Source organism: Antarcticirhabdus aurantiaca (genome assembly GCF_009765365.1).
Taxonomy (GTDB): Bacteria; Pseudomonadota; Alphaproteobacteria; order Rhizobiales; family Rhizobiaceae; genus Antarcticirhabdus; species Antarcticirhabdus aurantiaca.
The window spans coordinates 1-15,780 of record NZ_VTOM01000043.1; the positions used below are offsets into that span (position 1 = coordinate 1).

A 15,780-nucleotide genomic window follows, 5' to 3' on the forward strand; every position below is an offset into this window, starting at 1 on the left:
AGTATCGTTGTGATAGGTGAGTACGGCGCCTTGGTCCGCTCCTTGACGTGGGGCTAACGAGCGGCTGATGCAGCTTAGGTAGTGGAGTTTTTCCTCGTGAGAGGACGGTCCCATCGTCGTCCTGACCCAAATGCTGGCCGGTATATCTTGTAATTCGTGCATCGATCGATCTGATGCATACTCAGGCCGCTGCGGGTAGCCTCTCGCCGTCAAAACTCCTCGGCGCAGAGAATGAAGAAGGCGATCTTCAGCGCACTCCAACGCTTGATCGTCAGCGCCTTCATCCGAGCGAGGGCAGTCTTCGGATAGAAGCAGGCGAGTGCATTCGAGCAGGGTGAAATATCGCGTGTCACCGATGATCATCGGCCCATCCTCCAGCCAGCCTGCCTTATCAAGAATAGCGATACGGTGGGGACCCCACATCGTCTACGCCCCCTCCACCGGCGACTGATCCACCTCCAGGTCGACGTTGCCGTTGCGCCAGGAGTGGCCGCCGTTGCAGAGCCAGCCGAGCGATGGCTCATCGTCGCCGCCGGGCTCAAGGTCGGGATCGCCGTCAAGAGCATCGAGGATGCCGATCAGGCGCTCTATCGTTCTGGCCAGACGCTCCCGCATCGGATGGACACCGGCAGAGCCCATGCCGCTGAGCGCTACTGCAGGTGATCCGAGGCAGGATCCGGGTCGTTCATGGCGTGCCAGTCGGCGAGGCGCCGAGCGCGCTCCGACGGGTCGTCCTGCGTCTCCTCGTAGATGAGGAACAATTCGGTGACGATCGCGATCTCCTCGGCTGACATGACCTCGATCCTCTCTGCGAGGGTCGCGTTGCGAAGGAAGGCCTCCCACTCCTCCTGAGTGATCTCGTCTTCCTCGTCCGGTTCGTCCACCATAGGTATTCCTCTCGGTGAGGGGTGATAATCCTGGGTGCGCTTCTCTCTGTGCCACAGAGTGATCAGCGTCAGGCGCCTCTACAACGGTGGCTTCCACGCTCATCGTCCTGCACCCCGGCTCGGATGATCGTCGGCGACTTCGATGCCGATTGTCGAGAGAGCCAAGCGGGCGTGATGACGAACCGCGCCCGTAGTCTGATCTGCCACAGCTTCGAGGATGGGCAGGCTCACGTTCCGCGCGGATGCATCCCACTCGGTGTCAGGGGAGGGTGGCCAGGCGTGCGTGATCATCAGCTCCAGCAGGAGCCGAGCTGCGATCAGGTCGGGGATCCCGTCGCGCGTACGAATGGCGCGGATCTCATCCAGAACCATGTCGGCGCTGGGAGAAAGCTCCTCGGCCTCTGCAAACCGCCCGCGGGCGATCAAGGCGGCGTGCTCGTCCTCGATCTCAACGAATGAAGCGAGGAGTTTGTTGATGTGCTGGCTGATAGTGAGGGACATCGTCACGCCTTCCGATCGCGACAGGAGAAGACGCGCCGCTCGATCCTCTCCAGTGCCGACAAGGGCATCAGGCCCAGCAAGAGTTCGAGGAGCTGCAGCAGATCCGGCGTCGACATACGCTCCATGTCGTCAGAGGTGAGCGCGAGCGCTTCGGCGAGAGTGCGGCCCGCCGTCGTCATGCCTCGGCCCTCCTGGCGAGGACCGCGCCCGACGTCTTGAGAGCGCGCAGATCCTTGATGATCTCGCGCTCAAACAGCCAGGCGTCGTAATCGTCCTTGGCCTGGATGCGGGCCTTCACCAGCATGCCGTTCACGGTATGGGCGCGGGTCGCGTAAAGCTTCTCCGCGATGCCGCTCATGACGCGGTAGGCATGGCCGCTGGCGGCCTGTGCCTCCTCGTACCCGCTGGATCGGCGGAACGCTTCGACCTCCGCGTTCCAAGCCTTTGTGGCCTGCACCTTCCACGCCTCGGACCGCTCTCGATGTGCGGTGAGCAATGGCCCCCAGCGGCCTTCCAGGAGGTCGGCGACGGACATGGCATCCCGCTCGGCGCACTCCTCCGCGGTGTACGGCTCACCGAACGGCTGCCGCGGCTTGGCGGCCTCGAAGCGGCGCCTCGCCTCAACGGCCTCCTTCTCCAGGTGCTCGTAAGCCTTGCGGGCGCGCCGGTACTCCCTGGCGAGGCGGAAGATCTCGCCATCTGCCCTGATCGGGGCCGCGGTGAGGGTGGCCCCGCTCTCCTTGATGCCGGCCGCGATGGCGGCGCCCGCGGGGACCAGTGCGAGAGGGGCAGCGACAGCAGCCCGGCGAAGAAACAGCCGGCGGGTGACGTTCTCCATCCTCAAGCCCTCCCCTCGAGAGCCAGGGTGCGAAGCCGCTCGAAGAACTCCTCGGGCATGTCGCTCGCGCCGCAGTCGGTCGTGCAGAACAGCTGCATGGCCACATCGCGCGCGGTCTGCGGCTCGGCCTTCGTCACGAGGTCCTGAAGGCGCTGGTATTCCGCGAACATCTCCGGGATGTGGTTCGACCCGGAGTAGCGCTGGTCTACCTCCCTCCACTGCCAGAAGAGGCTTTCGACCTGCGTTTGGGCGGCCAACGCTGCCTGAGGAGCCATGCAGGCCTTCAGCGCGGCCGCGGCGCCGACGAGCGAGATGGACGTGCTGCCGGCCTTTCGGAAGAAGGTGCGGCGGGTGAACTCCTGGTGCATGGCTCAGGCCTCCCCACCGGTCATAGAGGCGAGAAGGGCAGCGATCATCGCGCCCTGCCCCTGGAAGGTGTCGATGCCGACGAGGTAGCGGGCGCGGTCCTGAACGTCATTGAGGCTGCGGGGACGCTCGGCAAGCAGCGCCTTCATCGCCTCGGCCTCGCGGAAGCCGGCGAAGTCTCGCGCCTGCTCGGCCTCCAAGAACCAGGCCGGCGGGGCTTCGGGATCGATGGCGCTGGAGGCCCTGGTGAGCGCGTCTAGTTCGCGGGTGCGCCGGCCGAGTTCGGCGGCGGCATCGCGATGCACCTCGATCTTGAGGGCCATCCAGGAGGGAATGGCGGCAAAGACGTCGGCGACCGAGCCGACGATGGTGGAGGGAGCGCAGGCGGCGGCCCTGATGAGGACGGCGCGGTGCATGGATGCGGGCATGCCTTCGGCGGTAGCCGGAACCGTGTGGTTCGACATGGGATGTCTCCAGGTGATGATGAGCGTGTCAGGAGCCGGCGCGTCTCACGCGGCCTAGCAGGCACATGAGAGGAGTGAGGGCGTCAGGCGTAGATGCCGCGGGCGGCATACCGGGCGCAGATGTCGGCCTGAGCAGCTGAGGCGCTCATGTGGGCCGGCAGGTACGATGTGCGGTCGAGGGCGACTTCCAGCTCGGAGCGCTCGTCCTGTTCCTCGGCGCGGCGAGCGATGATCTGAGCTTCGAGCTTGGCGGAGTACCAGGCATTGCGGAGCGCCATCGCGAACATGCGGCGCGAGAAGGCAGCGCCTGGAATGGTCATGAGGTGGTAGTTGCGCCAGGCGCGCTTCATCACTTCGCGTGCGGACACGCGGGTGCTATTGGCATGGGTAGCCATTCTCGATCTCCAGACGATCGGGTTTCGGTTAGGGCCGGTGCGGAGGTTGGCGCTTCCTACCGGCCTGCTTTTCTGTTATCGTCAAATGATGGAGCTGTCAATTACTGATAACGGAAAATCTCGTGGGCGCCCTGAGACAGGGATAGGCCGCCCTGTTGGATTGCGGCTCTATCCGCACCTGGAGCAGGCGCTGGATGCCTATTGCGAGGATCAGCTTGATGCTCCTGGCCGACCCGAGGCCATTCGACGGATTTTGGCCGACTGGCTCCGCGAGAAGGGCTACCTGCCGAAGTGACATCCTCCGCCCTCGAAGCCGCTGACGTCATCTTCATCACCGAGAATGGTGAGGGATGGGAGTGAGGATGAGGAAGCGCTGGTGCAGGAGGCCAGATGTGAGGGCGCCAAGAAGGCGAAGATCTGAGCCGCTTAACTGACAAGAGGTTCATCGCGATCTCTGACAATCCAGCAATTGTGGCTCCTAAAATGCCAGAAGGTGGAAGACAGCATCGTCTTCCACCTTCTGGCGGCCATCAGGTCAACGAGAGGCCCGCCGGCTCAGCGAACACTTGGATCAAGCGATTAGCAGCCGTTCATTCAACGCTGCTGCGGCTGAGCCTCGGGCGTGGTCGAACTTGTCACCGAGGCGTCGCTGTCCCCCGGATCGAAAGACCAGAGCTGTGTCTGAAGCGTAATCGGGCTCTCCGGCTTGTACCAACTCATGTCCATGATCCGCGACGAGGTGACGTAGATCCGCCCGTCTGGTCCCTGCGAGAAGGTGTCGGGCCAGCGCAACCGCTCGTCGCGGATAATCGTTGCGATCTGCCCGTCCGCATCGCGCCGCTTGATCGCATCCTCCTGAAGTGCGGAGATGTACATGCGACCCTCATCATCCATCCACAGCCCATCCGAAACGCCGTTGTTGCCTGCATCCTTTACGGCCGCAGCGACCGTCTCATCAGTGGCGTTCGGGTCCTCAAGCACGGCTGTAGAGACGCTGTAGAGCTTCTTGCCCGTCAGTGCCTGCCAGTAGAGCGTGTTCCCGTCTGGCGACAGTGCGATGCCGTCTGCCGAGAACTCTACGCCGCGTCCGTCCGGTCGGCGGATCGGGGCACCGTGATGCTTGACCACCACCGTCGGGTCCGCCTTGACGAAGGGATGGCCAGAAAGGAGGCGCTTAGCCTCCTTGCTCTGGAGATCAACGACGATCAGCGCTCCGTCCGGCCCTGAGTCCGTGATGAAGGCGTGGCTGCCATCCGGGCTGAAGCGCACGTCGTTCAGATAAGTGCCCTGCGGCGCGGCGTCCGGGCCAATCGGGAAGGTGTCCGTCACCTCGTTTGTGGCGAGATCGATCTTCACGAGCTTCGGCCCATCCGGCACGAGGAAGGCCGTCGCAGGCGCCGCCGGGTCGAGCACCCAAAGACTGCCGCGCCCGTCTGCGACGACGCTCTGCACGGACACGAAGTGGGTCGCAGGATCGAGGACGTTCTTTTTCGTGTTGCGCCAGCTGTTCCATTCGTCATTCGGATAAGGCCGGATCTCGCCATCGACGACCTCGGCGACAGAAGTCGGCGAGTCCTCGCTCCAGCGCGGGAAATTGACGAAGATGCGTCCGTCCTCCGACACGGTGACGCCGGTCACCTGGTGGTCGAACGTCGCGATCTCGGTAAGCGCCGGGCCGGAAGCGGGCGCACCGCCGTCTTGCGCGAGAGCAGGCGCAGAGGCGGCGGCAAGGAGCGCCAGGGCCGAGGCCGCGGCGCGGGGATGAAGCGAGACGATCGCGGATGCCATGGAAACTCCTGTTCGTCGGTGCGAGAGCGGTTCGGACCAATGGAGGGATGGGGCGGGCGGGAGCGGGCGGCAGGCCCGCCCCCACGTCGGGTGATCAGTTCTGCGTGGGCGGCGCCGGGGTCGGCGTTGCGGGCCGGGCCGCAGGTGCGCCGCCGGTGGCGCTGGTGGTCTCGCTGGAGGTGCCGGCAGCCTCGAAGGCGCTCTTCAGCCGATCGCTCGCCAGCGTCACGGCTTCTTTGGCTTCTGGCACAACGGCGCCCATGCCGAAGAACTCGTGCGCGACGCCCTCGAAGGTGCGCTGCTCAACGTCAACGCCCGCCTCGCGCAGATGCTCGGCATAGGCTTCGCCTTCCGAACGCAGCGGATCGATCTGCGCGTTGATAACGGTTGCGGGTGGCAGGCCCTCAAGGTCGTCGCGGCCGACGAGGTTCACCTGCGGATCGGAAGTCTGGTCCTTCGTGTCGAAGACCTGCTCGACGAACCACATCATGGCCTGCTTTGAGAGCGGCATTGCCTCGGCATTCTCCTTGTAGGAGGCCGTTTCCATGTCGTTGCCGGCTATGGGATAGACGAGAAGCTGGGCGTCCGGTTGGGTCGCCTTGTTGTCGCGGGCGCGGATCGCAACGTTGGCGGCGAGGTTGGCGCCGGCGCTCTCACCGGCGACCGCGAGGCGCGTCGCGTCGGCGTTCAATTCGCCCGAATTCTCCACTGCCCATTCATAAGCGGCATAGGCGTCCTCGTGTGCGGCCGAGAACTTGTTCTCGGGGGCTTGGCGATAATGCGAGGACAGGACTACGGCACCAGTCTCGGCGGCGAGCGCCCGGGCCGAAGCGTCGTAGGTGTCGATATCGGCGATCACCCAGCCGCCACCGTGATAGTAGACGATCAGCGGAAACGGCCCTTCGCCCTCCGGCGTGTATACGCGGGCGGGGATTGCGCCGGCAGGGCCCGGAATGGTGATGTCGCGCGTCTTGACTGCATCGAGCGCGGCTTCGGGCTTGATGTTCTTGTCCTTCATGACCGCCATGACGGCGTCGGCCGGCGTTGGCTGAGCGCGAGTTTCGGCGACGCTCAAGGTGCCGATCGGCTTGGCGCCGAGTTCGGTCAGCTTGTCGAGGACGCTCGTCATCTCAGCGGTCGGCTGAGCCATCTGGCTAGCCTCGGGCGACTGCGTCGCGGGTGCTTCCGCATCTTGCGCAAAGGCCGGCACGAAGCCGAGGATCGAGATGGAGGCCAAACCTGCAACGAGGCCGGCAGGAAGCGTCTTCGAGCGATATGCCATAATGAAAAGCTCCAATCGGTTAAGGGATTGCAGCCCAATGTTGTGGCTCTTCGCTCGTTCCTCGCTTATCTAGTCAGCCATCGGATTAACCTCAGCTGGTTAAGTGGTTGCGAGTTGGCCCTTGCCTTTTCAAAGGGATGATGGGCTTCGCTTCTTTGGCGAACCATCGCGCCGATCGACAAGCTCAGTGCGGTTCTGGTCGCGGTGTTCGGCACCCTCTTCCTCAGCGAGCGCCTATCGGTGACGAACTGGATCGGCGTCGTCCTCATCGCTCTGGGAGCGGTCTTCGTCGCCTATCGCGGGTGACTAGGCTTCGCTCGGCATATGCCGTTCGTTCGGCGCGCCTGCATCCGCCGTGCAACTCACGCTTTGGTGCCTCACTTCTAGAGGCAGCAACTGCTGGGAACGACGAGCCGTGCAGCGTGACCGCTCCTTCGCCCTCGCTTGGTTCTGCCTCGCTCTTCTGAGCGCCTCACCAGCTGCGGCCATGTTTGAAAACGGGCAGTTCCTGTACGATCGCTGCCAGGAGGAGAGCGGCTCCCTGTCGGATGGGGTGTGCTCCGGCTTCATCACGGGCGTCTTCGATGCCAATCGAGATGCCTACTGCGCCGGCTCGGAGGTGACCGCTGATCGCCTGAAGGAGGTAGCGGTTTCCTACATGCGGGAACATGCCCAGGTTCTGACGCAGCCGGCCGGCTCGATCGTTCATGATGCGCTGAGCGAAGCCTTTCCTTGCAGCGGGCGCTGATGGCAGATTTCTCCAAACAGGAGGAACCATGTCTGTCGCCCGCCTCGCCCTAACCATCTTACTGACCGCCTTGGCCGGCGTGACGACATCACATGCCTCGGCTGCATCCTTCGACGTGGTCGCGCAGAAGGACAGCGGCGACTGGTCCGCCGTGCTCTATCGCAACCAGAGCAGCGCACGGCTCTTCTGCGCGTTGGAGTCCCATTCTGGCGGCACGGTATTCCGGATCGTGCGCTACAAGGACGACAACGACACGTTCCTAGAAGTTCACAATTCTTCCTGGAGCCTGATGGAGGGGCGGTCGACCTTTGCGATCGATTTCACCATCAAGGGCGAAGCCTTCAACGCCGAGTTGGCGGGTCAACGCTATTCGGATGCCTACGTCCACGACTTCACCGAAAACCAGACCTACCTGACGCTCTTGGGAGCGATCGCGTCGGCCTCCAGCATGAAGGTCACCAACCCGAACGGCACCGCGCTCGCGACGTTGCGTGGCCTTGGTAGCAAGCAGGCGCTCGACGATTTCGGCGACTGCGTCAGCAGCAGCTAGCGCCGGACCTCCACGGCGAGAACGGGCAGCCGGCCTCGGGCGCTGTGCAAAAATTCACCCTGCGGCGCGCAGGCTGGTTGGCAGGACCACCGGTTCCGGCAACTATGGGCGTTGCGCGGCATCGTCGCCGTCGGGAGCCTCTTCCATGCCGTCGTGGTCACGCCGTCTCATCGTAGCCGCCATGATGCTCATGTGCCTGCCGGCGCAGGCCGTGACGATCGAGACGATGCCGATGAGCGACGGCCCTCCAGTACTCGTGGTACAGGGCGAGTTCGTCTTCGAGGATGACGCGACGAGCTTGGTCGCGAAAGCCCGTGAAACAGGCGCGTCCCTCGTCACCTTCCATTCGCCGGGTGGCAACGTCGATGCAGCCAAGCGGTTCGGGCGGATGATCCGTGCCCTCGGCCTGTCCACCTTGCAGATCCGGCAAGCCGACTGCGCCTCCGCCTGTGCTCTCGCCTTTCTCGGCGGGGTGAACCGCTTCGCGCAGACCGGCGCCATCGGCGTCCACCAATCGTCCTTCGCTCCAACGACGGGAATGAGCACCGCCGACGCGGTCTCGGCCATCCAGGCCGGAACCGCCGACCTCATGGGCTACATGGCGGAGATGGGTGTCGATCCCGGCCTCTTGCAGCTCAGCCTGACGATCGACAGCGGCGACATGCGCTACCTCACGGCTGCCGAGATGCGGCAGTATCGGGTCACGACGGGCGACAACGAAGAGGCCACAGCATCCTCCTGGGCGCCTGGAACGGCAGCCCCCAGCGCGCCTGTCGCGCCGGGCGGTGGAACCGCTGGCCCTGGCGCGGTAGAGCCGCCGAACGTTTCGGCATCGCTTTCGCCGCCCGCGTCGTCTGCCAACGACGGCGATCCCGCGCGACCTGACCGCATGGCCCTCTACCGCGGCCTGGATTTCGTCGGGCGCGACATCGGCATGACCTCCGTCGCCGACGCGCCCGCCTGCGCGCTGCAGTGCGTCTCCGACACGAGCTGCAAGGCTTTCACGTTCAACACGATGACGCCAATCGGCCGCGGGCCGAACTGCTTCCTGAAGAGCAGCCAGGGCCAATTGGATGGGAACTCAGCGGCCATCTCTGGCCGGCTCATCAGCCGCATGGAGCCCGACGCGATCACCTACTCCTTCGGGACGATCGATCCGAACACCGGCATCTATAGGAACGTGGACATTCCTGGCCACGACCTCTCACGCCGGCCGCAGGCAGACGTCTACACCGAGTTCGACTGCCGCTTGGCCTGCGTGAACGAAGCGGCCTGTGCCGCCTTCACCTTCGTACCTCAAAAGAAGCAATGCTGGCTCAAAGCGGCTGTTGGTCGAAGCCGGATGATGGCAGGCGCGGTGACTGGAGCAAAGGAGGCGGCCACCTTCTCGCCGACGCATGTCGATCTGGAATGAGGTGCCGTTCCGGTGGGTAGCCTCATCTTCATCGCCGAGAATGGTGAAGGACCCGGAGTGAGGCCGCGGAAAGACCAGGCTATGGGTAGGAGAGAAGGGGATGAGCGCTGACGATCCCGAGTTGGAGTTTTCGGATCTGAGCGGCCCGTGACGGAAAACCGATCGACACTCTTTCTGCGCGTCCCAATTATGCAGGAGACTTGCATGATTGGGAGCAGATCAAGCGGACCATTGAAGATGTGGCTGCCGGCTATCCATAGCCGGACACGAGTGGCGAGGCGTCGCACCTCGAATTAAGTTGGATAAATATCAGCAGCATCGGCGTTGAGGGCAGGCCATTCCTCTGGTGGCGGCGGCTCTCTGCGCGCGCGCATCGGGTCATTGATCAGTTCGAGTATCAGGATGACCCGATGCTTCATTATGCGCCCGTGCAACTCCTATCTGTCGCGACCGCAGTCCCTCCCTTCGTCATCACTCAGCGCGAGGCGGCTGATCTCGCGCATCGCAGTTTTGCCCACCGCTTCAGCGATTTCGAAAGGCTGGTGAAGGTCTTCGAGAGTTCCGGCATTCGAAAGCGCCACGCTGTTCGCCCAGTCGATTGGTATCCACGTGCAATCGAATGGCCGGAACGCACCGACGCGTATCTCGAGGCGGCCTGCGACCTCTTCGTTGCGGCTACGCAAAAGGCGCTGGATGAGGCAGGTGTCGCGGCCGCCGATATCGACGCGGTAGTCACCGTCTCGTCGACTGGCATTGCCACTCCCAGCATTGAGGCGCGAGTAAGCAGTCGGATCGGCTTCCGGCCGGATATCGAGCGCGTTCCCGTCTTTGGCCTCGGCTGCGCAGGTGGCGTGTCCGGCCTCTCCATAGCCTCGCGGCTCGCGGCGGGGCGACCAGGATGCCTCGTCCTTCTCGTGGCTGTCGAACTCTGCACCCTCGCCTTTCGCCTGGATAAGCTCACCAAGGCAAATGTCGTTGCGACAGCCCTATTCGGCGACGGCGCGGCAGCCTGCCTTCTTCGCACGGGCGACGAGGGCATAGCTGCCGTCGAGATGAGCGGTCAGCACACTTGGCCTGACACGCTGTCAATCATGGGCTGGGACGTGGATCCTCAGGGCCTCGGCGTGATCTTCGACCGGGCGATCCCCCCTTTCGCGCAGGAGAACATCGCTTCTGCTGTAGATGCAGTCCTCGCGCGGGGCGGCCTGTCTCGGAGCGGCGTCGACCGCTTCGCCTGCCATCCCGGCGGCACGAAGGTGATCGAGGCGCTGGAGTCCGCCTTATCGCTTCCCGCGCACTCGCTTGATGATGAACGGGAGGTTCTTGCCGAGTACGGCAACATGTCCGCGCCAACCGCCCTCTTCGTTCTGGAGCGGCTTGCTTCCACGGGAAGGGGACTACCAGAGCGCACGCTTCTAACGGCAATGGGGCCGGGCTTCACGGCCAGCTGCGTTTCGCTGACGAGATCCTGATGACCGCGGCGATCCTCCTTCTCTCCTTTGTCACCATTGAGCGCTTGGCAGAGCTGTGGCTGGCTCGCCGCAACACCGCGGCTCTCCTGTCGCAAGGGGCAGTCGAGTTCGCCCCCGGGCATTATCCTCTCATCGTACTCCTGCATGCAGCCTGGCTCGCGGGCCTATGGTGGCTCGGCTGGGATGCGCCTCTCCAGGCGGCTTGGCTTGCCGCCTTCTTGGCGCTTCAAGTCGCACGGGTCTGGGTTCTTGCAGTGCTGGGTCGGCGCTGGACGACGCGCATCATCGTGCTGCCGGGCGCGCCTCTCGTTCGACGCGGGCCTTATCGCTTCCTTTCTCACCCCAACTACTGCGTCGTCGTCGGTGAAATCGCCGTTCTACCTCTGGTGTTCGGCTTTCCTTGGTACGCGCTCGCCTTCTCCGTGCTGAACGCCCTTGTTCTCACGATCCGCATTCGCGCCGAGCAAGCCGCCCTCGAACGAAGCGTACACCCCAGGCGTGCCTGATCGAGAACTGCCGACGCTACCCTCGCCGCTATCAGCGATGGCGACTTGGACTGGCTTTGCAGCCATGTGCGTTGGCATGTTCATGGCCGTCCTGGACGTTCAAATCGTGGCGACCTCCCTGCCCACGATTCAGCGATCCCTGGCGATCAGTCCCGACCGGATGAGTTGGATTCAAACCGCTTACCTAATTGCCGAGATCATCGCGATCCCACTCACAGGCTGGCTTACTCGAACACTGGGAATGCGACGGCTATTCGTCTGGTCGGTGGCGATCTTCACCGCGGCCTCGGTTGGCTGCGCTGCCAGCGGGAGCTTTTCCGAGTTGGTGGCGTGGCGCGTCCTTCAGGGGCTTTCTGGGGGCACTTTGATCCCCGCCGTATTCACGGCCGTGTTCGTCTTGTTTCCAGTTTCACGTCAGGGGCTCGCAACGACACTTGCCGGAGTTCTCGCGGTGCTAGCGCCGACAGTTGGACCCATCATCGGTGGGTGGATTACAGCCAGCGCCTCGTGGCACTGGCTGTTTCTGATCAACGTCCTACCCGGTTTTCTCGCCGCGTTCGCCGGAGCCGCCTTCCTTCCCCACCAAGCCATCGACCACCGCGCGGTTCGCAGCATCGATGTGGTCTCCCTGATCCTCCTCGCTACTGCGTTGTGCACGCTGGAAATCGGCTTGAAGGAAGCGCCGCAGCGCGGCTGGGCGAGCGCGCTTCCCATGTCTCTCCTTGTTCTCGCCACGTCGAGCGGCGCCGCGTTCGTCGGCCGCACGCTGCAACGATCCGCGCCCCTGGTGGACCTGAGCTGCTTGGCCGACCGACGTTTTGCGGCCGGCTGCCTTCTCAGCTTCGTTCTCGGCATCGGGCTGTTCGGCTCTGTCTACCTGATGCCGGTGTTCCTCGCCTTCGTGCGAGGCCACGACGCCCTTGAAATCGGCCGGATCATGCTCGTTACCGGACTGGCGCAACTCCTCATGGCGCCAGTTGCGGTAGCCCTTGAGCAGCGTGCGAACGCTCGCCTTCTCACCGCCGCGGGCTTCGCCGTGTTCGCGCTTGGCCTCGGCCTCAGCGCGCTGCAGACGCCACGCACGGATTTCGATGGAATGCTGGTGCCGCAAATCGTTCGCGGGCTCGCCGTGATGTTCTGCCTTCTTCCGCCGACACGCTTGGCGCTTGGACACTTAGAGCCGGCTCGCGTCCCCGATGCCAGCGGGTTGTTTAACTTGATGCGCAATCTCGGCGGTGCGATCGGCATCGCCCTTGTAGACACCGTCATCTTCGGGCGGGCGCCCGTGATCGGGGCCTCGCTGAGGGATCGGCTGATCGCCGGGGACAGCGACGCGGCCGAGTTCGTTGGGATCCCGGCCTTTCTGTTCGAGATGCAGCGCGGCGTGCCACCGACACCCCGTGCGATCGAGATGCTGCGCCCGATGGTGGAAAAGGCAGCCCTGACACAAGCGATTAATGAGGCTTGGGCGATGATCGCTATCCTAACCGCAGCTGCTCTTTTATGCGTCGTCTTCACCGGATCGGGCGTGCATAAACAAACCGCGGAGTCGGCCGGCGACCTTCATCGCCGAGAACCGTGAGGGACCGAGAGTGAGGCTGAGGAAGTCGTGATGTCGCTCGATCAAGCTGCTGCCAAGAACATCGAGGACCTGGATCGTCAGGTTGCCGAAAGAGCAGCGCGGCGACGGCATCACCCTGTGATCCGCGCTCTAGGCTGGGCCAGCGAGATAGCTGATCAGCCGCAGCTCGCCACCGTCTGCGGCCTGACCGCAGCAGCCGGCCTAATGCGCGGCGATCGTCGGCTGATGAGCACCGGTATCCTGATGCTGCTGGCCCATGGCTTCGCGACGTTCTTCAAGAGCATGGTCAAAAGCAGGGTCAACCGCACCAGACCAAGCGCCGCAATCGAGGACGGGCGTTACGAGATGGGACTTGGCGAGAGCCGGGACAGAGATGATCAATCCTTTCCATCAGGGCACACTGCAGGAGCCGTAGCGGTGGCAGGCATCGTAGCGATGCGCCATCCCGGCGCGGCAATCCCCGCTTCGGCCCTGGCGATCGCCGCGTCTGTCATCCAGGTGCCTCGCGGCAAGCACTACCCCGGCGACCTCGCTGCCGGCCTTGCGATCGGCCTGGCTGCCGCAGGGATCACGCTCGCGATCGGGAACGCTACGGGCATGCGCCGATGATCAAGCGGTCCTGCATAGTGGGGGGAAAGGATCGGACCAGCTGGATGGCGATGAGCGCTGACGATCCAGAGCTGGAGTTCTTGGATCTAAGCGGTCCCGTGACGGCGATAGGTATCACGGTCTACGTCCATATCTTGGCACCAAGGTTAGTTCCGTCTCCTGCAGTCAGGCCTCAGCCGGCCGCAAGGGCGATTTGATTGCGGCCGTTCTGCTTGGCGAAATACAGTGCTTCGTCAGCCGCCTTGAAGAGCCTCTTGAACGTCGCTTGCTTGCCTCTGTCGGCGGCGACGCCGATGCTGACGGTCACGCCTAGGTTCCGGCCGGTCTCGCGCGCGATGATCTCCCGGATCCGGTCGGCCATAGCAGATGCGGCGGCGGCCTCCGTGCTCGGCATGGCGACAATCAGTTCCTCTCCGCCGAAGCGTGCCACCGCGTCCTGGCTGCGGATATTCCGGCGGACGATCTGAGCTACCTGCTGAAGAACGACGTCGCCGGCATCATGACCATAGCGGTCGTTGACCTGCTTGAAATGGTCGATGTCGATGACGAGGACCGACAGAGCTCCGTGGCCATCCTGCGTCCGCTGGATCATCGGCGCCACGACGCGTTCCAGCATGCGCCGGTTGGGCAGCTTCGTGAGCGGATCCACGAAGGCCTCGACTTCCAATTCGTGCTGCCTGTCGAGGCTACGGCGCTCGCGGCCCAGGAACTGTCCCAGAAGAAGGACGCCTAGTGCATTCGCAATGAGGACTGGAATGAAGGTCGCCTTGAAGATCGGCCAAGCGATCTCGGAAGGCAGGGCGAAGATGGTCAGGAAGCCGGCACTGCTCGCCAAGCCAAGCCATGCGAGATGCCGACGAGAAAGCACGTTCCGCTCGATGCCAAGCGCGTGTGCGGACACGATGCCGATGATGGCGGTTACGATGATATTCGCCGTACCGGTGTAGGCACCCGCGCCTCCGAGCCAGAGGCGGTAGAGGCTGGCTAGAGCGGCCGCCAGGACGGTACTGACGGGACCGCCGAATGGACCTGCCAGCGCTATCATCACGCACCGCGCATCGACGAAGACGCCGGGCCGCACCTCGGCCGAGTTCAGGATAGCCCAAAGTGCGCCCATCCCGAACATGATGCCGAGGACGACGCTCCGTGCCCAGGCGGCGGCAAAGTGCTTGAAGACGGCGCGGTAGCCCAGCGCGATGAGCGCGAAGGCGCCGAGATCGTTGACCAAGCGGACGAGGACTTCTTCAACAGACACGTCCGACCTCTGGAAGCCAATGTTCTGCGAGCCCCATAGGGCCCGTGCCATGCCCAAGAGGTTAAGCGCGGGCTTCGCGCTACAGCCTCCAGTCGACGATCTGATCGCAGGGTAAAGCAGGGCAGAACGAGTTGATGGCTAACAGCCTCAGACTGTCCTCATCCGATGGTTGTCGTGACCTTCATCGCCGAGAATACAGGGGCGACAGCCGGCTTCCGAATTCGGCAACATCAACGACGGAACGTCCCATCACCTCGCCTCTTCCCGCTCTCGCGTGACAATTTCCACGCGTGAGAAAAGAGAGAGTGGCCGATGCCGATCTGGCTGGAGGCGGGTCTTTGGGGCTTGGCAGGCGCATCCTCGCTCGTAATCGGAGCGGCACTTGCCTCGCTGGTGAACCTGCCCGTGCGCGTCATCACCGGCATCATGGCCTTTGGCTGCGGCGTGCTGATATCCGCCATCGCCTACGACCTCATCATGGAAGGCTTCCAGAGCGCCGGCATCCAGCCGATCGTTCTCGGCGCCATCGCGGGCTCAGTCGCCTATACCGTCGCGAACTGGCTGGTGTCGCGCAGTGGCGGGCACTATCGCAAGCGCTCGGGCGGCCAGCAGCGGAACACGAGCGAGGGTGGCGGCCTCGCCATCGCCATCGGCTCACTTCTCGATGGCATCCCCGAGTCGATTGTGCTGGGCGTCGGGCTGCTTGGTGGCGGCGGCGTCAGCGTCCCGATGTTCGCCGCGATCTTCCTGTCCAACCTGCCCGAAGGCCTATCGAGCGCGGCCGGCATGTTAAAGTCGGGACGCAGCAAGACCTACATCTTTGGCCTGTGGGGCGGCATCGCAGTAGCGTCAGGTTTGGCGGCTCTTCTCGGCGCCGCACTCCTCGGTGATGCGCCGCCTGCGATCCTCGCCATGGTCAACGCCGTGGCCGCGGGTGCCCTCCTGACGATGGTAGCCGACACGATGATCCCGGAAGCCGTCGAGGGTGAGCGAGGCGGCACCGGCTTCCTTGTCGTCATCGGCCTCCTTGTTGCTTTTGCCTTGTCCCACGGCATGGATGAGGGTGGCGAAAGCTCAAGCCGCGGCACTACACCTTCCGAGCGCGCGATATAGCTTACCCTTC

At 63.8% G+C, this 15,780-nt stretch carries 21 protein-coding genes; 9 read left to right on the forward strand and 12 right to left on the reverse strand.

All coding sequences use genetic code 11. The annotated features are described in order from the left end of the window. The 11 genes from FZN60_RS28760 to FZN60_RS28115 all read right to left on the reverse strand — a co-directional run. Positions 1-363: hypothetical protein (locus tag FZN60_RS28760; RefSeq protein ID WP_210253443.1), on the reverse strand; the 363-nt coding region annotated here is incomplete at its 3' end. A 63-nt stretch (positions 364-426) separates the two neighbouring features. Beyond that, positions 427-615 (reverse strand): hypothetical protein, encoded by a 189-nt coding sequence (locus FZN60_RS28065; RefSeq protein ID WP_246727327.1) that lies wholly within the window; start codon positions 613-615, stop codon positions 427-429. A gap of 35 nt (positions 616-650) precedes the next feature. Further along, positions 651-887: a hypothetical protein gene (locus tag FZN60_RS28070; protein WP_158877666.1), complete on the reverse strand. Its 237-nt coding sequence runs from the start codon at positions 885-887 to the stop codon at positions 651-653. 99 nt (positions 888-986) lie between these two features. Next, on the reverse strand, positions 987-1,388 hold the full coding sequence (locus FZN60_RS28075; protein ID WP_158877668.1) for a hypothetical protein: 402 nt from the start codon (positions 1,386-1,388) through the stop codon (positions 987-989). Positions 1,389-1,390: 2 nt separating this feature from the next. Continuing rightward, a complete protein-coding gene (locus tag FZN60_RS28080; RefSeq protein ID WP_158877670.1) occupies positions 1,391-1,567 on the reverse strand; it encodes a hypothetical protein in 177 nt (58 codons plus the stop codon). Then, positions 1,564-2,226 (reverse strand): hypothetical protein, encoded by a 663-nt coding sequence (locus FZN60_RS28085; RefSeq protein WP_158877672.1) that lies wholly within the window; start codon positions 2,224-2,226, stop codon positions 1,564-1,566. Before FZN60_RS28085 ends, FZN60_RS28080 begins: the two co-directional genes overlap by 4 nt. Positions 2,227-2,228: 2 nt before the next feature. Continuing rightward, a complete protein-coding gene (locus FZN60_RS28090) occupies positions 2,229-2,594 on the reverse strand; it encodes a hypothetical protein (protein ID WP_158877674.1) in 366 nt (121 codons plus the stop codon). A gap of 3 nt (positions 2,595-2,597) precedes the next feature. Further along, on the reverse strand, positions 2,598-3,056 hold the full coding sequence (locus FZN60_RS28095; RefSeq protein ID WP_158877676.1) for a hypothetical protein: 459 nt from the start codon (positions 3,054-3,056) through the stop codon (positions 2,598-2,600). Positions 3,057-3,139: 83 nt separating this feature from the next. Next, positions 3,140-3,451, reverse strand: coding sequence for a hypothetical protein (locus FZN60_RS28100; RefSeq protein WP_158877678.1), 312 nt, complete (start codon positions 3,449-3,451; stop codon positions 3,140-3,142). A 594-nt stretch (positions 3,452-4,045) separates the two neighbouring features. After that, complete coding sequence (locus tag FZN60_RS28110) at positions 4,046-5,239, reverse strand: SMP-30/gluconolactonase/LRE family protein (RefSeq protein ID WP_158877680.1); 1,194 nt, start codon at positions 5,237-5,239, stop codon at positions 4,046-4,048. Between the two features lie 94 nt (positions 5,240-5,333). Beyond that, positions 5,334-6,521 carry an alpha/beta hydrolase gene (locus tag FZN60_RS28115; protein WP_158877682.1) on the reverse strand — a complete coding sequence of 396 codons (1,188 nt, stop codon included), beginning with the start codon at positions 6,519-6,521 and terminating at the stop codon, positions 5,334-5,336. Positions 6,522-6,695: 174 nt separating this feature from the next. On the opposite strand from FZN60_RS28115, the gene FZN60_RS28120 reads away from it, so the two are divergent. From FZN60_RS28120 to FZN60_RS28155, 8 genes are all read left to right on the forward strand, one after another. Beyond that, positions 6,696-6,827 (forward strand): EamA family transporter, encoded by a 132-nt coding sequence (locus tag FZN60_RS28120; protein WP_439647313.1) that lies wholly within the window; start codon positions 6,696-6,698, stop codon positions 6,825-6,827. A 109-nt stretch (positions 6,828-6,936) separates the two neighbouring features. Beyond that, the gene (locus FZN60_RS28125) at positions 6,937-7,269 is read left to right on the forward strand and encodes a Rap1a/Tai family immunity protein (protein ID WP_158877684.1); all 333 of its coding nucleotides are present in this window, start codon (positions 6,937-6,939) and stop codon (positions 7,267-7,269) included. 28 nt (positions 7,270-7,297) lie between these two features. Further along, positions 7,298-7,819 (forward strand): hypothetical protein, encoded by a 522-nt coding sequence (locus FZN60_RS28130; RefSeq protein WP_158877686.1) that lies wholly within the window; start codon positions 7,298-7,300, stop codon positions 7,817-7,819. 145 nt (positions 7,820-7,964) lie between these two features. Continuing rightward, positions 7,965-9,233, forward strand: coding sequence for a PAN domain-containing protein (locus FZN60_RS28135; protein ID WP_158877688.1), 1,269 nt, complete (start codon positions 7,965-7,967; stop codon positions 9,231-9,233). A 410-nt stretch (positions 9,234-9,643) separates the two neighbouring features. Further along, the gene (locus tag FZN60_RS28140; RefSeq protein WP_158877690.1) at positions 9,644-10,705 is read left to right on the forward strand and encodes a type III polyketide synthase; all 1,062 of its coding nucleotides are present in this window, start codon (positions 9,644-9,646) and stop codon (positions 10,703-10,705) included. Further along, on the forward strand, positions 10,702-11,211 hold the full coding sequence (locus tag FZN60_RS28145) for an isoprenylcysteine carboxyl methyltransferase family protein (RefSeq protein WP_199266676.1): 510 nt from the start codon (positions 10,702-10,704) through the stop codon (positions 11,209-11,211). The genes FZN60_RS28140 and FZN60_RS28145 overlap by 4 nt, the downstream gene beginning before the upstream one ends. A 37-nt stretch (positions 11,212-11,248) precedes the next feature. Next, positions 11,249-12,793: a DHA2 family efflux MFS transporter permease subunit gene (locus FZN60_RS28150; protein WP_158877694.1), complete on the forward strand. Its 1,545-nt coding sequence runs from the start codon at positions 11,249-11,251 to the stop codon at positions 12,791-12,793. 30 nt (positions 12,794-12,823) lie between these two features. After that, positions 12,824-13,402, forward strand: coding sequence for a phosphatase PAP2 family protein (locus FZN60_RS28155; RefSeq protein ID WP_158877696.1), 579 nt, complete (start codon positions 12,824-12,826; stop codon positions 13,400-13,402). Between the two features lie 172 nt (positions 13,403-13,574). Here FZN60_RS28155 and FZN60_RS28160 read toward each other — a convergent pair whose 3' ends face one another. Next, a complete protein-coding gene (locus FZN60_RS28160; protein ID WP_158877698.1) occupies positions 13,575-14,657 on the reverse strand; it encodes a GGDEF domain-containing protein in 1,083 nt (360 codons plus the stop codon). 312 nt (positions 14,658-14,969) lie between these two features. Here FZN60_RS28160 and FZN60_RS28165 point away from each other — a divergent pair, with 312 nt between their 5' ends. Then, on the forward strand, positions 14,970-15,770 hold the full coding sequence (locus tag FZN60_RS28165) for a ZIP family metal transporter (RefSeq protein ID WP_246727329.1): 801 nt from the start codon (positions 14,970-14,972) through the stop codon (positions 15,768-15,770). The last annotated feature ends 10 nt before the right edge of the window (positions 15,771-15,780 follow it).

Bases quoted from the DNA above. Each gene is read 5' to 3' on its own strand.
- FZN60_RS28165 (WP_246727329.1), top strand. From the start codon at position 14,970: ATGCCGATCTGGCTGGAGGCGGGTCTTTGGGGCTTGGCAGGCGCATCC.
- FZN60_RS28155 (WP_158877696.1), top strand. From the start codon at position 12,824: ATGTCGCTCGATCAAGCTGCTGCCAAGAACATCGAGGACCTGGATCGT.
- FZN60_RS28090 (WP_158877674.1), bottom strand. From the start codon at position 2,594: ATGCACCAGGAGTTCACCCGCCGCACCTTCTTCCGAAAGGCCGGCAGC.
- FZN60_RS28085 (WP_158877672.1), bottom strand. From the start codon at position 2,226: ATGGAGAACGTCACCCGCCGGCTGTTTCTTCGCCGGGCTGCTGTCGCT.
- FZN60_RS28150 (WP_158877694.1), top strand. From the start codon at position 11,249: ATGGCGACTTGGACTGGCTTTGCAGCCATGTGCGTTGGCATGTTCATG.
- FZN60_RS28135 (WP_158877688.1), top strand. From the start codon at position 7,965: ATGCCGTCGTGGTCACGCCGTCTCATCGTAGCCGCCATGATGCTCATG.
- FZN60_RS28140 (WP_158877690.1), top strand. From the start codon at position 9,644: ATGCTTCATTATGCGCCCGTGCAACTCCTATCTGTCGCGACCGCAGTC.
- FZN60_RS28070 (WP_158877666.1), bottom strand. From the start codon at position 887: ATGGTGGACGAACCGGACGAGGAAGACGAGATCACTCAGGAGGAGTGG.
- FZN60_RS28065 (WP_246727327.1), bottom strand. From the start codon at position 615: ATGCGGGAGCGTCTGGCCAGAACGATAGAGCGCCTGATCGGCATCCTC.
- FZN60_RS28115 (WP_158877682.1), bottom strand. From the start codon at position 6,521: ATGGCATATCGCTCGAAGACGCTTCCTGCCGGCCTCGTTGCAGGTTTG.
- FZN60_RS28100 (WP_158877678.1), bottom strand. From the start codon at position 3,451: ATGGCTACCCATGCCAATAGCACCCGCGTGTCCGCACGCGAAGTGATG.
- FZN60_RS28075 (WP_158877668.1), bottom strand. From the start codon at position 1,388: ATGTCCCTCACTATCAGCCAGCACATCAACAAACTCCTCGCTTCATTC.
- FZN60_RS28080 (WP_158877670.1), bottom strand. From the start codon at position 1,567: ATGACGACGGCGGGCCGCACTCTCGCCGAAGCGCTCGCGCTCACCTCT.
- FZN60_RS28095 (WP_158877676.1), bottom strand. From the start codon at position 3,056: ATGTCGAACCACACGGTTCCGGCTACCGCCGAAGGCATGCCCGCATCC.
- FZN60_RS28130 (WP_158877686.1), top strand. From the start codon at position 7,298: ATGTCTGTCGCCCGCCTCGCCCTAACCATCTTACTGACCGCCTTGGCC.
- FZN60_RS28110 (WP_158877680.1), bottom strand. From the start codon at position 5,239: ATGGCATCCGCGATCGTCTCGCTTCATCCCCGCGCCGCGGCCTCGGCC.